Annotated in this window: 13 protein-coding genes; all 13 read left to right on the top strand. The window is 43.9% G+C overall.

Translation table 11 applies throughout. The features are described from left to right. Positions 1 to 28 precede the first annotated feature (28 nt). Positions 29 to 1,249: a hydroxymethylglutaryl-CoA synthase gene (locus HWQ42_RS04045; protein WP_292809547.1), complete on the top strand. Its 1,221-nt coding sequence runs from the start codon at positions 29 to 31 to the stop codon at positions 1,247 to 1,249. Then, entirely contained in the window at positions 1,240 to 2,040 is an 801-nt protein-coding gene (locus HWQ42_RS04040; RefSeq protein ID WP_292809533.1) for an enoyl-CoA hydratase/isomerase family protein, read from the top strand. The genes HWQ42_RS04045 and HWQ42_RS04040 overlap by 10 nt, the downstream gene beginning before the upstream one ends. Next, positions 2,033 to 2,776, top strand: coding sequence for a polyketide synthase (locus tag HWQ42_RS04035; protein ID WP_292809531.1), 744 nt, complete (start codon positions 2,033 to 2,035; stop codon positions 2,774 to 2,776). Before HWQ42_RS04040 ends, HWQ42_RS04035 begins: the two co-directional genes overlap by 8 nt. Positions 2,777 to 2,815: 39 nt before the next feature. After that, complete coding sequence (locus HWQ42_RS04030) at positions 2,816 to 3,088, top strand: phosphopantetheine-binding protein (protein WP_292809529.1); 273 nt, start codon at positions 2,816 to 2,818, stop codon at positions 3,086 to 3,088. 159 nt (positions 3,089 to 3,247) lie between these two features. After that, entirely contained in the window at positions 3,248 to 4,348 is a 1,101-nt protein-coding gene (locus HWQ42_RS04025; protein WP_292809527.1) for a radical SAM protein, read from the top strand. A 59-nt stretch (positions 4,349 to 4,407) separates the two neighbouring features. Then, complete coding sequence (locus HWQ42_RS04020; protein ID WP_292809525.1) at positions 4,408 to 5,511, top strand: hypothetical protein; 1,104 nt, start codon at positions 4,408 to 4,410, stop codon at positions 5,509 to 5,511. Beyond that, complete coding sequence (locus HWQ42_RS04015) at positions 5,508 to 7,703, top strand: beta-ketoacyl synthase N-terminal-like domain-containing protein (protein WP_292809523.1); 2,196 nt, start codon at positions 5,508 to 5,510, stop codon at positions 7,701 to 7,703. The genes HWQ42_RS04020 and HWQ42_RS04015 overlap by 4 nt, the downstream gene beginning before the upstream one ends. Positions 7,704 to 7,716: 13 nt before the next feature. Beyond that, positions 7,717 to 7,905 carry a hypothetical protein gene (locus HWQ42_RS04010; RefSeq protein WP_292809521.1) on the top strand — a complete coding sequence of 63 codons (189 nt, stop codon included), beginning with the start codon at positions 7,717 to 7,719 and terminating at the stop codon, positions 7,903 to 7,905. Beyond that, positions 7,892 to 10,816: an AMP-binding protein gene (locus tag HWQ42_RS04005; protein WP_292809519.1), complete on the top strand. Its 2,925-nt coding sequence runs from the start codon at positions 7,892 to 7,894 to the stop codon at positions 10,814 to 10,816. Before HWQ42_RS04010 ends, HWQ42_RS04005 begins: the two co-directional genes overlap by 14 nt. A 287-nt stretch (positions 10,817 to 11,103) precedes the next feature. Next, a complete protein-coding gene (locus tag HWQ42_RS04000) occupies positions 11,104 to 12,522 on the top strand; it encodes a hypothetical protein (RefSeq protein ID WP_292809517.1) in 1,419 nt (472 codons plus the stop codon). Positions 12,523 to 12,651: 129 nt separating this feature from the next. Next, complete coding sequence (locus HWQ42_RS03995; protein ID WP_292809515.1) at positions 12,652 to 13,806, top strand: efflux RND transporter periplasmic adaptor subunit; 1,155 nt, start codon at positions 12,652 to 12,654, stop codon at positions 13,804 to 13,806. A gap of 357 nt (positions 13,807 to 14,163) precedes the next feature. After that, on the top strand, positions 14,164 to 15,324 hold the full coding sequence (gene devC / locus HWQ42_RS03990; protein ID WP_292809513.1) for an ABC transporter permease DevC: 1,161 nt from the start codon (positions 14,164 to 14,166) through the stop codon (positions 15,322 to 15,324). Further along, positions 15,314 to 16,507, top strand: a complete 1,194-nt coding sequence (gene devC / locus HWQ42_RS03985) for an ABC transporter permease DevC (protein WP_292809511.1) — start codon at positions 15,314 to 15,316, stop codon at positions 16,505 to 16,507. Before devC (HWQ42_RS03990) ends, devC (HWQ42_RS03985) begins: the two co-directional genes overlap by 11 nt. The last annotated feature ends 27 nt before the right edge of the window (positions 16,508 to 16,534 follow it).

Below are 16,534 nucleotides of genomic sequence, written 5' to 3'. Positions count from 1 at the left end.
TTCCCAGTCAGCAATTAGCCAACATTCTATGCCTATAGGAATCGAGAAACTCAATCTGTACTCAGGGCAGTTCTATCTAGATATTGCCGATCTTGCCGCAGCGCGTGGTAAAAACTTCCAGCAGATTGCCGATAGTTTAATGTGCAAAACGCGATCGGTTTATCCAGTCTATGAAGATGCTATTACTCTGGCGGTGAATGCAGCCAAACAACTCTTATCACCTCAAGACCTAGAAGACATTGAACTACTAATTGTTGGTACAGAATCTGCGGTTGATTGTGGCAAATCCTTGTCCACCTGGGTACATCGGTTTTGTAATTTGTCTCCTAATTGCCGTAATTTCGAGGTGAAACATGCTTGTTACGGTGGCACTGCGGCATTCAAAATGGCAGCTTCGTGGGTAGCTTCAGGGGCTAGACCTGGGAAAAAGGCATTGGTAATTAACACGGACTTCAGCAGCGTCACGCTCAATACTGACCAGGAGTTTATCTGCGGAGGTGGTGCAGTGGCGATGCTCGTTAGCAATAATCCACAAATTCTCGAAATTGAACTGGATAAGGCGGGTTACTGGACAAAGGAGATTTCTGACTACCTGCGCCCCACTTTCAACACCGAAGTGATCAAAAGTGAAACGAGTCTTTACTCTTATTTAGATGCTTTGGAGGGAGCATTCAGTCACTACGAGAAAATCGTGGGTTCTGTAGACTATGATGCTGATTTCAAAAAACACATTTATCATGCACCCTTTCCAGCAATGACATTTCAGGCACATCGCACCATACTCAACCGATTTGAGGCGGTAGGGAAAGCGGCTGCTAAGTTAAGTTTTCAATCAAAAGTTGCAGAGAGTATACATTTTGCTCAACAAATTGGTAGTTCCTATGGGGGTTCCAATTTTATTTGTTTGTTAAGTCTTTTAAATTATACCAAGGATCTTAATCCGGGCGATCGCATTTCCCTGTTTGCTTATGGTGGTGGCTGCCAAGCAGAATTCTACAGCGCCACCATTGGAAAGGCTGCAACTGAAATTGTCCGATCGCTCAACATTGACGAACATCTTAATCAGCGACTTCGTTTGTCTGTTGCAGATTATGAAGCTAGTGAATTGACGCGTGAAAAATATAGCGATCGCCGCGACTTTAACTTAGAAAACTATTTAGATGAACGCTATGAAAAACGCTATCGAGGCCAAGGTTTACTTGTATTAAGTAATGTTGAAAATTACTATAGGCAATATAAATGGAGTTAATAGTAGAGGCCGTCCGCTATAAAATCGATTCAGGAGTTGCCCAGATTGCCTTGGTGCAGCCCCAAACAGGTAATGCGCTCAATCCATCTTTAATTAATCAACTTAGTCAAGCCTTACAAGCTGCGATCGCTGATTCATCTTGTCGGGCGATCGTGCTTCGGGCTGAGGGAACTGACTTCTGCAAAGGACTTGACTTGGAATGGATATTACAGCAGGGAGGAAAACCTCAAATAGAACTGTTTCAAGCTTTTATAAATTGTCTGCAATTAATTTGTCATTCCCACTTGCCTGTAATCGCCTGCGTTGAAGGTAATGTTACAGGTGGAGGACTAGGTTTAGTTGCGGCTTGCGATCTCGTCATTGCCAACGAGAACACAAAATTTATGTTGCCAGAAGTGATCATTGGCATGATTCCAGCTCTGATTGCACCCTTCTTACTGCGTCGTCTGACCATAGCACAGCTCAAGTATTTAACCCTCAGCAGTCGGGGAATTGACAGCCTAGAAGCCAAGACCTTTGGGTTAGTAGATGAAGTGGCGACTGAAGGTATGGCTAACACCTTGAACCGACAATTACAACGGCTGTTTCGTTCTTCTCCAGAAGCGATCGCTGCCAGTAAACAATATTTTGAACAACTCTATGGGTCAGATTTACAGCGACAAACCAATATTGCCCTTAATCAACTTGTTTCATGGTTAGCCCAACCGGAGGTCTTAGAAGGAATTCAAAGTTTCACCGAGGGATTCTCGCCACCTTGGTTTCAAAAGTACAGGGGAAAAACCCATGTCTAAAATTTTGCTCACCAATCTAGAAGACGGCATCTTCCAACTGCAAATCGATGACCCTGAAAACGAAAATCGTTTGAGCGAAGAACTGTGTGATGAATTAATGACAACTCTCACTCATCTAGCAACAGAACCGAGTCTGAAAGTCTTGATTTTGAGTGGGCGATCGGATGTCTTCTGTGCCGGAGCAAGCTTGGACACCATCAAACAAGTTGTGAGTGGCAATGCAGATGTCAAAGATTTATCACTGCCCAACCAACTACTTAGCTTTCCCGTACCAATTATTGCAGCTTTGCAGGGTCATGCTGTGGGAGGTGGCATAGCGTTAGCGCTCTACTGCGATATGGCGATCGCATCCGAAAACAGTCGGTACGGAGTTAATTTTACAGATTTGGGATTTACTCCTGGAATGGGTATCTTATCTGTCTTACCAGCAATGGTTGGACATCACTTTGCTAGCGAGATGCTCCTCACCGCCAAGCTCTACAAAGGCAAAGAACTCAAGGGACGAGGTTTATTTAACTACATAGTTCCATCTGAGGAAGTTATGACTTTAGCCTTGGATATGGCACGGAGAATCGCTGAAAAACCCAGACATGTTTTGGAGATGGTAAAAGACACCTTGTCATTACCCCGGCGTCAAGCTCTCCAAGCAGCATTGTCCCGCGAACACCTAATGCACAAAATCTGTTTTGGGGTTCCAGGGACATTAGCACACATAGAAGCGGCTTATTTAGCCTAGATTTTGTTTTTTGATTTTCAATATAGGAGACAAGACATCATGGATCGAGAGCAAGTATTAAATGTCGTAATTAAACATATCAAGCTCAACGTAGATGGACTGGAAAATGTTGAAATAGATCCGCATAAAACCATCGGAGAATATGGAGCCAGTAGTCTTGACGGCGTAGAAATTGTTTCTGCTTGTATGCGAGAACTCAAAATAAAAATTCCCAGAACAGAAGTTTCTAGCTTTAAGACAATCAATGACTTGGTGGAATTGTTCGCCAAGTTTAAAGACGAAGCTTCTCAAGAAGTTAAAGTTACGCAATAAAAGGGCGATCGGTGAAGGAGCCAGGAGGCAGTGTTTCGACTACGCTCAACAACCAGGCAGAAGGCAGGAGGAACCCACCCTTAAAAACGTGGGATTGAAGCAAGGACGATTTTCTGCTCTTTACAAAGTCCCCAATCCTTTTTATAAAAGCAGGTGGAAATGGTTACTCAAGTTGTCAAGTCCGATGTCCAAGATTCATTAATTGAATACTTGGAAGATCCGTTTTTAAATTACCTTTTTAAACAAATCAAAAAAGCTGAACAAATTAGAGGGATATCAGTTGATTTAACCCATGCGTGCAATCTTCGGTGTCAAGGATGCTATTTCTTTTTAGATGAATTGGATCAATTCAAAGCACCCAAAGATGAAGCCGAATTTGATACATTTATTGCCCACGAAAAGAGCAGAGGAACAAATTTTATTACAGTGGTTGGGGGAGAACCCAGCCTGATGCTAGAGCGATTGCAGAAGCTTTACCAGAATTTTCGGTTAATGGTTGTTACCAACGCCCTGATCAAAATCCCTTATGAGGGGTTTGAAACAATGCCGATCGCTATTTCTCTTTGGGGCGATCATGAAACTGACAAGACACTCCGAGGAGGTGGCAAACTCGATGTTTTCAGCAAAGCTTTAAAAAATTACAAAGACGATCCGCGTGCTATTTGGCATTACACTACCACACCGGGTAACGCCCATGAAATCGCTAGCGTTGTCGAGCAGTGCGTAGCCAACGGTAATCGCGTCTTGTTTAACTTTTACAGCGATCGCATTGACTTAGGAGGAGTTTACGATCACAATCTGGGGTTTGCAGATGTGCGAGGTGAAATTGACAAAGCGATCGCCCGCTACCCTGACAAAATTTTAATGACTTCGTACATGAGCAACGTGTTTACCACACGCCAACTTTACGATGAAACTTGGGGTTATGAGGTTTGCACCAGCCTCACTGTAGATCATGAAATTAATCAAAACCGGATTAAAAATGGTAAACGTTATAACCCCCATTATCGCGCTTACAATCCCGATCTGAAATCAACTCGGCGTTGTTGCACAGGTGATAATCAAGATTGCTCAACCTGTTACCAAACTTGGGCGCAGGTTGGTTGGATCATGATCAATCTAGAACGACACCTCGGCTCCAAACAAGAATTTACTAACTGGCTGACTACGACATACCTGTTTTACCTGATGTGCCGCATGGTTGACTTTGAATCCGGTGTGCAACTTTTGCCGGAAATTCATCAACGAGTAAATTGTTAATCACTGACGATCAATTCGTTTCTATATTGCTCGGTTTTTCGCAAAGGAAATAAATTGCTATGGCTACTCAGGTAATAGAAACCGAGGTACAAGATCCCTTGATGGAGTATTTAGAAGACCCCTTTCTACATCACCTGTTCACCCAGGTTAGAAAAGCGGGCGCTATTAAAGGAATCTCTGTAGACTTAACTCATCTATGTAATCTGCGGTGTGAGGGTTGTTGTTTTTTCACCGACGACCTGGATCAAAATGCAGCACCCAAAGACGATGCTGAATTTGAGGCATTAATTGCACAAGAAAAAGCTAGAGGCACTAACTACATTACGGCAGTTGGGGGTGAGCCTACTCTAATGCTGGATCGATTGCGAAAGCTGGCGCAAAATTTTTGGATGATTGTCGTCACAAACGGGATGATCAAAATCCCTTATGAGGGGTTTGAAAATATAACAATCAGTGTTTCTCTTTGGGGCGATCGCGAAACCGATAAAAAGCTACGCGGAGGAGGGAAGTTAGATGTTTTCAGCAAGGCTCTCAAAAATTACAAAGACGATCGCCGAGTCTTTTGGTACTACACTACCACTGCTGGTAACGCCCATGAAATAGAACGAGTTGTTGAACAATGTGTGGAAAACGGCAACTTTATAATATTTAACTTTTACGGTGATAAAGCGGGGTTAGGGGGTGTTTATGATGATGATCGCGGGTTTGCAGATGTGCGTCATGAAATCGACCGGATGATTGCCCGCTATCCCGATCGCATCTTGATGACCTCATACATGAATCAAGTGTTTACTACAGGGCAAATGTATGATGAAACCTGGGGCTATGATGTCTGTCCTTGCATCAGTGAAAATCGCCTAGAGAATGCAGCCCGATTCCAAAATGGTAAACCCTATAATCTTCACTTTCGTGCTTACAATCCTGATGCCAAATCAACTAGGACATGCTGCACCAGTGAACATCCCGATTGCTCAACCTGTTACCAAACCTGGTCACAGATTGGCTGGATTATGCTGAATATGGAGCGGCACTTAGGTTCTAAGCAGGAGTTTACCAACTGGCTGACAACAATGTACATGTTTTACCTGACTGCTAGAGCTGTTGACTTTGAAGCAGGCGTTCAGGTTTTACCTGAGATTCACAGAAGAGTTAATAGCTTATGATTTCAGAACCCATTGCAATTGTTGGTATTGGTTGTCGCTTTCCTGGTGGTGTCCACAGTCCAGTTAGCTTCTGGAACCTGTTGCAAAATGGCAGGGATGCAATTACAGAAATCCCTAGCGATCGCTGGAATGTCAACAAATTTTATCATCCCGATCCAGTAGAACCAGGTAAAATGTACAGCCGTTGGGGTGGGTTTCTCGACCGAATAGATCAGTTTGATGCCAAATTCTTTGGGATTTCCAGCGCGGAAGCGGCTCGGATTGATCCTCAACAACGACTCTTGTTAGAAACGGCGTGGGAGTCACTGGAGGATGCAGGACTTGTGCCGGAACATCTGGCTGGCAGCGATACCGGGGTTTTTATTGGGGTACTTAACCGGGATTACAGTTACATTCAAATGGATGAGCGCAATCGCGATGCGATTAATGCCCATACCATAGTTAGCTCAAACCTCAACTTGGTACCAAATCGCATTTCCTATTGCTTTGACTTCACAGGCCCCAGTTTGCCGATTGACGCTGGCTGTGCCTCGTCATTAGTCGCCGTTCACTTTGCTTGTTCTAGTCTCTGGAATGGGGAATGTAGCCTTGCCCTAGCAGGTGGGGTCAATGTCATCTTCAAGCCAGAAGTCAGCATCGCCATGAGTAAGGCATTTTTGCTGTCTGCGGATGGTCGTTGCAAGAGTTTTGATGCAGCAGCAGATGGTTTTGTTCGGGCTGAAGGAGTGGGGGTTGTTGTTCTGAAGCCGCTATCCGATGCCCTCGCTGACGGTGATGCTATTTATGCAACGATCCGCAGCAGTGCTGTCAGCCAGAATGGTCGCGGCAGCAGTTTTACAGCCCCCGAAGCTTTGGCGCAGCAGACAGTCATGCAAAAAGCCTATCAGCGGGCAGGAATTCTCCCTCAGCAGGTGCAGTATGTAGAAACTCAAGGCTCCGGTTCGCCGATGGGGGATGAGATTGAAGCTAAAGCGATCGGGGCTGTCATCGGCAGCGATCGCTCTTTGGGCAATGAATGCGCCATCGGATCTGTAAAAACAAATATTGGACACATGGAAGCGGCTGCCGGCATTGGCGGACTCATTAAAGCTGCGCTAGCAGTTAGCCATCGTCAAATTCCACCCAATCTGCATTTTCAAACCCCCAATCCCAAAATTCCTTGGCAAGAACTACGGTTGCGCGTGCCACAATCTTTGGAACCACTAACAAATAAGGATAATCAACCACCGATCGTCAGTGTGAATGGTTTTGGACTGGGGGGCACGAATGTTCATGTGATTCTGCAAGGTGTAGAATCCTTGCCAATTGACGCGGCGATCGCCAATCAACCACAAATTTTTTTAATGTCGGCTCGTAGTCCAGAGGCTTTGAAAGCCTTTGCTAAAGCCTATTTTGAGTTTTTTACTGCCCAGGATAACGCGGCAATTTCATTGGCAGACATTTGCTATACAACTAGTCTGTGCCGTAGCCATCATTCCTACCGTTTAGCAATGGTAGTTGATTCTAAGAAACAACTCGTCGAGTATTTGGTGGGTTTTCTCGCACAAGAAAGCCGTCCCTCAATGTTTTCAGGCTATATAGAGCAACACAAAAACAGTAGAGTAGAGGAAAATCCTGCTACTGAATACGCTCAAATGCTGAATTCCTTAGCAGAGTGCTATACCCTAGAAGATTCCATTGATTGGAATGCTCTTTATCCTCATGGTGGTTGTTTTGTGCGTTTGCCATCCTATCCGTGGCAACGACAGCGTTACTGGCAGGAATCAGAAGCCTCACGGCAAGATAGATTAGGAGAATCTAATAATGTTGAAGCCTCTAGTGTGGTTGGCTCTAAGATTGCCGAACAGATTGATATTGTAGAGCAATGGTCAGTAGCGGTAAATAGCCAACGCACCGATTTATTAAGCACTTACATTCAAGCACAAATTATCCAAGCCTTAGAGTGTGAGCCTGTTCAACTTGATGTCCAAAAGCCACTTAATAGTATGGGCATCGATTCTCTGATGGCTGTGAGTCTCAGAAATCACATTGTCACCAATTTAAAGATTGAACTGCCAATCGAACAGTTTATTGCTAGTCCTAGCATTGCGGAATTAGCTCAAGCTTGCCACGAACAATTAATTTTGAAAAATTTGATACCAACTATTCAGATTGCTAATGTTGTTGAGGAAATAGAGGAGTTAACACTTTAGCCTCAGTTGATAATTGAGACGGGTAAAAAAACAGAAGCAGATCGGGTTTTGGAGAGGGCTAATACCGTTTCACTTTAAAAATGATACAGATGGGCAAGCAGAGGGAGCAGAGGGAGCAGAGGAAGCAGAGGAAGCAGAGGAAGCAGAGGAAGTGATTTGTATCAGTGATTTCGTGAATTGGTATAAATATGGTATTCAATGAATTGTTAACATCCAGTTTGTCAATCAAAAATTTAGTAGAGTTGACGCGTTATCGCGCCGAACAACAGCCCGATAGCCTCGCCTATAGTTTTGTGGTGGATGGAGAAAAGGAAGTAATCAGTCTCACATATCGAGAACTGGATCTATCGGCACGAGCGATCGCGGTGCAACTGCAAACTGTCAGTGCCAAGCATGAGCGTGTCCTGCTTCTCTACCCGCCTGGTCTCGATTTCATTACCGCCTTCTTTGGCTGCTTATACGCTGGTGCGATCGCCGTTCCTGCTTATCCGCCTCGACAAAATCAGTCCATCTCTAGGCTGATGGCAATTATGGCAGATGCCCAGGCTAGGGTTGCCCTAACTACAACCTCCCTACTCACTACCATCGCTACTCAGTTTACGCATCATCCAGACCTGGCTACAAAACAGATTTTAACTACAGACACCATCACTAATCAGCAAGCAGAGTTATGGCACGAACCTTTACTCGATGCAAACGCGATCGCATTTCTGCAATACACCTCTGGCTCAACCGGGACACCCAAGGGGGTTATGGTCAGTCATGGCAACTTACTACACAATTTAGAACTGATTCATCAGTTTTTCCAAACTGCTCCCAACCAATTAGACGTATCCTGGCTGCCCCCTTATCATGATATGGGCTTAATCGGCGGCATCCTCCAACCTCTCTACGTCGGCTCCTCAATAATTTTGATGTCGCCCGTTGCGTTTTTGCAGAAGCCTTATCGTTGGTTAGAAGCAATTTCCCGCTATCAAGCGACGATTAGCGGCGGGCCGAATTTTGCCTATGACTTGTGCGTGCAGAAAATTCAGCCAGAACAATTAGTAGGTCTTGATCTGAGCAGTTGGAAAGTTGCTTTCAATGGTGCCGAACCAGTTCGTGCCCAGACCCTAGAGCGATTTGTTACCAAGTTTGAGCCTTACGGCTTTCGCCCTGAAGCTTTTTATCCTTGCTATGGGATGGCTGAAGGCACATTGTTGATTTCCGGGGGGATAAAAGAGTGCTACCCAACGGTGTGTAATGTAGAAAGTTCTGCTCTCGAACAAAACCAAGTTGTGCTGTGTGCAGAGCAACAGCAGAATAGTATAAAGATTGTTGGGCAGGGGAGGACGGGGTTAGGTCAAACAATTGCGATCGCCAATCCGCAATCTTTCAAGAGATGTCCAGATAGTACAGTCGGAGAAATTTGGGTAACAGGAGCGAGTATTGCTCAAGGCTACTGGCAGAAACCCCAAGAGACGCAAGAAACATTCTATGCCTGTTTAGACGATACAGGCGGGGGTTCGTTTCTGCGAACGGGCGACCTGGGATTTCTGCATAATGGTGAATTATTTGTTACCGGGCGACTCAAGGATTTAATTGTGATTCGAGGTCGCAACTACTATCCTCAAGACATTGAACTGACGGTGCAGGAAAGTCATTCAGCTCTCCGGCACGGCTGTGGAGCAGTGTTTGCCATTGAGATAGAAGGGGAAGAAAGAATCGTCGTTGCTCAAGAAATCGAGCGAACCTACTTAAGAAAGCTTAATGCAGATGAAGCGATCGCGGCGATTCGCCAAGCGGTGTCACAGGTTCATGAGTTATCAGTTTATGCCGTGTTGCTGCTCAAAACTGCCAGCATTCCCAAAACTTCCAGTGGTAAGATTTCCCGTACTGCTTGCCGCAATCGATTTCAAACAGAGAGTTTGGACATTATTGCTGCTGACATCTTGCCTCAATGGGATGGCAGAGATAGCGAATATAAACTCACAGTAGCAGAACTGTTAGCGATCGCTCCCACAGAAAGACAGCAGCACTTAGAGTCTTACATTCAAGCAAAACTAGCAAGGGGACTGAAAGTTGACTTGGCGAAACTCCATCCCCAACAACCCTTGCATCAGCTAGGCCTCGATTCCTTGACGGCAATCGAGATTAAACATCAAATCGAAGTCGATCTAGAAGTGAATGTTCCTGTGGTCAAGTTTCTCGAAGGTGTGACGATCGCAAATCTCGCTGCTCAAATTCTCAGACAATTGACTGGAGTAAATTCTCAGCAGCAAGGCGAAAAGCTACCCTTTTTCTGCATTCATCCGGTGATGGGTGTCGCTTCCGTTTATTCCGACCTAGCAGAGTTATTGGGTCAAGAACAACCTTTCTATGGACTACAATCTGCGGGGATTACTGGCGAAGGCAAATCAAAAGATTGTATAGAAGACATTGCTGCTGAGTACATCCACGGTATCCAACAGGTGCAGCCAGAAGGTCCCTATTGTCTAGGAGGTTGGTCTTTTGGTGCGCTGGTGGCATTTGAAATGGCCCAACAGCTACAGCAAGCAGGACAGACCATTGTATTACTGGCACTAATTGATACTCCCGCCTTTTGCGACAATCGCACTCAGAATTTCTTCCAGATGGCTAAATTTCTGGTGAATTCCGTGCTTCGCAATCTTGGCCCTTATCTGGATGAAACAGTAGACCATTTTCTGACTGCTGTCGAAGAACGACAACTTACCCAACAGATTGGAACTAAGACCTCGAAGCCATTGCATTTTTTGGTTGAGCCAGGAAGCATAGCTAAGGTTGTCGCCCACCAGTCTAAACTGAGTAAGCTTTTCCAACCAGCTGCGCGACGGCTATTTCAAGTCATACAAGCTAACAACTCAGCCCTCCTCAAATACAAGCCACAGCCTTATCCAGGTAAAGTTACTCTCTTTCGGACGAGCAAACAAACTGGAAAAAATCCCCAAGATGCAACCCTTGGCTGGGGCGATCTCGCAATCGGCGGAGTTGAGATTCATCAAATTCCAGGAAACCATCTGAATTTAGTTCTCCCACCTCATGTAGAGGTACTTGCCGAAAAGCTAAAAGCTTGTCTCGATCGCGTGCAGGTTCAAAAGATGGAGGTGTTGTAGATTTACCTTTTCTAGGAGGGTTGTATTAGCTTGATAAGACTATAAGGAGATTTATAAAAATAAATAATAACCAAAATGTTCGCTTTGATTACTGATAGTTATAAAACAGCACTAACTGATATTATCCTATCAAGTCCCCATCTATATTCAGAGGATAAAAGTCAAACATAAGTAGAACGACTTCAAAAAACCAAACTATGTAAAGAAAAATGAAATAGGCTTAAACCCTTTTTCCTTCTGCTTTCTGCTTTATCCCAATAATCAATATTCACACCGACCTACTTTTTATGAGTATACCTTTAAAGCTTCGCAGTGGTTTTAGCTTTGACGAAGCGATTTTAATGGCTAAGTTCTCCAAACGGAGTTATGAGATATTTCAAGTTGGAGGAGGCTCTGTTGAGGATGCCGAAGTCCAAGATATTTATAACTCTCTGTATAAGAATGAGGGCTGGAAATTAGTTCATAGCTTGCAGAATAATGAAACTAATATCCGAGGTTTCATTTTTAAACGAGAAGGAAGTAATCAATTTGCGGTGATTTTTCGAGGCTCTATTGTTACCGATCGCGGTCAAATTGAATTAACGGATATTTTGACCGATCTCAATTGGTCATTAATTAACTATGGTTCTTTACCAGATACGCGAGTCAAAGTCGCACGGGGATTTTTTGAAGGATTTGAAGCCGTTAAAGATGAACTGGCTGCCTTTTTTCAGGTTCTCTTAGGTCAAATTAATGCTCAAGATTTTGAGATATTTCAAACCTTGAATTCTGGCAAACAAATTGCTATTGCCCATGCCATTGCGGCAGCTGGAGGAATCCGATTCGGACTGGCCTTTGAGCGCCGATTAAAAAAACTAATTTCGGAAGTCTTCTCTTATGATGCGATCGGCAACCTGAATCGAGCCTGGAGTTTTGCTCGCGATGAACTCTTGAACTTTGAAGACATCTCTAGAGAAATGAGTGAGTTATCGAATAGTCGCAGGGCTGGTGCTAGCTTAAATTCTATATCTAAGATACCTAAAAATACCAGCCGTCTTGAGGTTTACCTAGGGGGCCATAGTTTGGGCGGTGGTTTAGCTCAACTCGGCGCTCTGTTCTTAAAACGCCGTTTTAGTTCTTTAGGAGAGTCAGCTTTACGAGTCAAAGTATACACCTTTGGATCTGTGAAAGTTGGCAATCGGCATTTTGCCAATTACTACAACGAACAATTAGGAGAAGGATTTAGTTACCGCATCGAAAATCAACTGGATCTGTTTACCCTGGTACCCTTTAGCCTTCCTTTCCCTTTAAGTATGGTTGCTGGCAATGGCTTGAGATTGGGGGAACTTTACTTAGGCAATTACGAACATGCGGGAGAAGTTCATCACGTAATTGGGCTGGGAAATCACGGTGTCTCTCTGAATTTTGGGGGAGCGGCAGAATTTATGGGAGGTGTTCCTTTCCCTCACAGCTTCGATACCTACATTCAACTGCTAGAAGAAGACAAAAAACGGTGGCATCAGTTGTGGCAACCGATTAGAGGAATTCTCAGCATCTTTTTACAAGAAATGCTTCAGGAACAGGAAGCTGGGATTGTGATGACTACCGAAGAACAAATACGGGGAGTTCAAGAACAGACATCTGAAGAAATTCGTAGTCTCAAACAATCTCTAGACGAACTTAAAAGTGAAATTCAGCGATCGGGGCTGAACTTGAAGAACGAATAAGAACTAGTACCGCAAGGCGGAATTAAAAATTAAAAATTAAAAATTAAAAATGAATACAACATAAGGGTTTTGTTGATTTGGAATGATTGGTTTATTTCCGCCGTGTTGTACTAGTAACTTTTACTACTTATGATGACCCCTAATGTTACTGCTCGCAATCTTAGTATCTTTGCTGGTCTACTTGCCTTAAGTATCGGGGCTGGATACGTTTTCCTGTTTAAAGTATCTAGCCCGTCACCCGCCAACAACGCCTCATCATCTTCGTTATCGTTGCCGCCTGAAAAAACAAAAGTCCTGGCATTGGGGCGGTTGGAACCAGAGGGGGAGATTAGCAAGGTTGCAGTTCCAGTGGGGGCACAGATTGATGAATTAAAAGTTTCTGAGGGTGATTGGGTAAAAACAGGGCAAGTTTTGGCTTATCTAAAAAGTCACCAAGAAATGCTGGCTAAACGAAATTTGGTTGCTAGCCAGGTAAAGGAGGTACAAAAACAGATACAAACAGATAGCTCCGTCAATCAGATTGAGATTAGTCAGGCACAAGCACAGATTAGTCAGATTTCTACTCCTCGTTTGCAAGAAATTAGCTCTCAAGAGGCTGCTGTTCGCCGATCGCAAGCAGAATTACAACAGGCAATTATCATACGCGATCGCTATGCAAAACTTTATGCTGAAGGTGCAGTTCCTAAAGAAGATTATGAGATTAGGAAGTTACTGGTTGTACAAACCCAGGAGAATTTAAGTCAAGCCAGAGCAAAGTTACAGCAATTAACCAACACCCGTCAAGCAGATATCAAAGTAGCTCAAGAGAACCTCAAACGCTCAGAGATGAATTTAAAGCGAGTCGCTAGCCATAGTGGGTTGATTTCAGCCATCCAAAATTTAAAACTGGCCCAGGCACAGTTAGAGCAAACTATTATCCGTGCGCCCAAAAACGGTCAAGTCCTGAAGATTTATACCCAGGCTGGGGAAGTGATTTCCGATCGCGGGCTTCTGGCTCTGGGCAACACACGTAATATGTATGTAGTGACAGAGGTGTTTGAAACAGACGTTAAGTTGATTAAGGTCGGACAGCGAGCAACAATTAGCAGTCCGGTTTTTTCAGAAAAAATGACTGGCACTGTCACCAAAATTGGTCAATTGGTGTTCAAAAACGACATTATTGGGGACGATCCGACAGCAAAATCAGATGTCCGAGTGGTAGAAGTGAAAATCCGCTTAGATCGAAGCGAACTTGTCTCCGATCTAAGTAATCTGCAAGTAGATACCGAGATTGATTTAAATTAATTCGCTAAAGGTTTTTGAAAAGGGAATAGGGAACTTGGACTTGAACAATTTTTAAAGGTATCTAAACTGAATGGCACTAAGAAAAGATACAGCCCTTGCTCTGACTGGTTCCCAGCCTATAGGCAGGGAACCCATTCTGGGAGGGCTGCCGCCCTCCAGTAGCTTGAATTGAGGCAGAAGCCCACTTTAAATACATTCCCAGCCTGGAGGCTGGGAACAAGACGACACAAGCCTTTGGGCTTTTCTTAGGTATCGAAATCACATAGAACCCGCCCCAATACTCTGGGAACAAGACGACACAAGCCTTTGGGCTTTTCTTAGTGCCATTCGTATCTAAATTATCAGGAGTTAGGTAATGTGACTAACCGTCAGCACCGCAAACACTGGAAAGGACCCCCATTAGCATGGCAAAACTTAATTCAGAGTAAAGCTCGCTTAGGGGCGGGAGTATCAGCCATCAGCTTTGCGGTTTCCTTAGTATTTATGCAACTAGGACTCTTTAGCGGAGTGATGAAGGGAGCAACGCTGCTCTACGACAGCCTCAATTTTGACATTGTATTGATTTCATCCAAGTCGCCGGAGTCCACCTATGTTCCACCCTTTCCCCGACGTTATTTGTATCAGGCGGGAGGGACGAATGGCGTTGCTGCTGCCAGACCACTTTACCTCGCGTTTCGCTCGTGGCGCAATGTAGAAACGACGCGAATACGAGCGCTTTTGCTTTTGGGGTTTAATTATCGAGATCCTGTGTTGCGCGTGCCAGAAGTTTATCAGTCTTTATCAGCCCTACAACGTCAAGATACCTTGTTAATGAATAGCCTCTCACGCTCCGAATTTGGCCCGAGAGAAGTGGGTCTGAAAACTGAACTGAACAGGCGACAAGTTGAGATTGTAGGGCTGTTTAGCTTAAATAACACTATCCGTGCTGATGGCACTGCAATTGTTAGCGATCAAAATTTTATTCGTCTGAATCCGGGGCGATCGCTGGATGATATAAGTCTGGGGTTGATTACAGTTGAGCCTGGTGTAAAGGTTGATGAAGTAGTGCAAAACTTACGCCAAATCATGCCAGCAACGATTAAAGTATTCAGTCGTCAAGAAGCGATGTCCAGAGATCGGGAATATTGGGTTAAGTCTACTTCGCTCGGTTATATCATTGGTGTTGCTGTGATCATGGCTTTTCTAGTTGCGACTGTGATTGTGTATCAAGTCCTGAGTTCTGATGTCAATGAACGCTTGCATGAGTACGCAACCTTAAAAGCCATTGGATATACTAATTTGCGTTTGTTGACGGTCGTTATCCAAGAAGCGCTCGTGCTGGCGACGCTGGGGTTTATTCCTGGTTGCCTTCTGGCTTTGGGGATGTATCATGCCATTTTTATTGCCACAAGACTACCGGTCGCTATGACTGTTAGTCGGATGTTATTAGTATTTGGTCTGACGATTTTGACATGTAGTGCATCTGGATTTGTTGTTGCTCGGAAAGTGTTAGTTGCAGATCCCGCCGATGTTTTCTAGGAAAAAGGTTCGATTTGCCCTCTTTAAGTTGTCCCTTTCTTGGCGCAACCTACTCCAGCAACGATCGCAGTTTTTCACAGCATTAGCCGCGATCGCGTTTGCAGTTTTTCTCATGTTTTCCCAACTCGGATTTCAGAATGCAATGTTGAATAGTAACGTTGCGTTTATTCAGGCATTCAATGCTGATTTAATCATGCTCAGTCAGCGGCGCTATGTTACCGTTATTGACGAAACTTTTAATCGAAGTCGATTATATCAAGTTAGACAATTTGAAGGCGTTGCAGCAGCTTATCCACTTTATATCACTCTTGGTAGTTGGAGACGTTATGGAACTGCTGAGGAAAGGTCTATCCGAGTGTTTGGATTTAATCTAGACGATCCTGTTTTTCTCTTACCTGAGATCCAAGCGGCTGAATTTGCCCTCCAAATGCCTAACACTCTATTGGCCGATAGCAGGTCTCGCAAAGATTATGGTTCTATGCAACCGGGTGTGACAACTGAGCTTTCTGGTGTCCAAGTCAAAGTAATTGGAACCTTTGAACTGGGTGCTGACTTTGTAACTGATGGTAATTTAATTGTCAGCGATCTTAATTTTCTGAGAATCTTTGCAACTAGACCTTCTGGCATTGATTCCAAGCTTCGTTCATCGCTCAACGACGTTGATATTGGTCTAATCAAAGTGACTCCAGAAACGAATAGCGATCGCCTAGAAAAGTTTTTGAATCAATCTTTACCATCTGATATAGTTGTTTATACGAAACAACATTTTATTGCCAAAGAACTAGATTATTGGACGCAATCATCTGGAATTGGGGCTATTTTTGGACTAGGAACAATCATCGGTTTTGTGGTTGGTATTGTCGTAGTTTACAACATTATCTATAGTAATGTTGCAGATAATCTACCTCAATATGGCACTTTGAAAGCTATTGGCCATTCTAATTTTTATCTTGTTGGTATTGTTTTTCTCCAATCCATCATTCTTTCATTTTTTGGTTTTTTTCCGGGTTTTTGCTTAAGCTTTCTTTTTTATCAGTTAATTTCTACGGCTACAGGGCTGCAATTAGAGATGAATTTTAACGTTATCAGCTTCGTACTATGTTTAACAGTTTTAATGTGTGTTGTTTCTGGACTGATAGCAACCAGAAAGCTACAAAAGATAGATCCGGCTGATATTTATTAATAAAATTTTTAAATAGATGTTGATTTA

It is taken from the genome of Nostoc sp. JL23 (assembly GCF_017115065.1).
Classification (GTDB): Bacteria; Cyanobacteriota; Cyanobacteriia; order Cyanobacteriales; family Nostocaceae; genus Nostoc; species Nostoc punctiforme_A.
The sequence above is the reverse complement of the archived record's forward strand: the minus strand, read 5'-3'. Positions and strand labels throughout refer to the sequence as shown.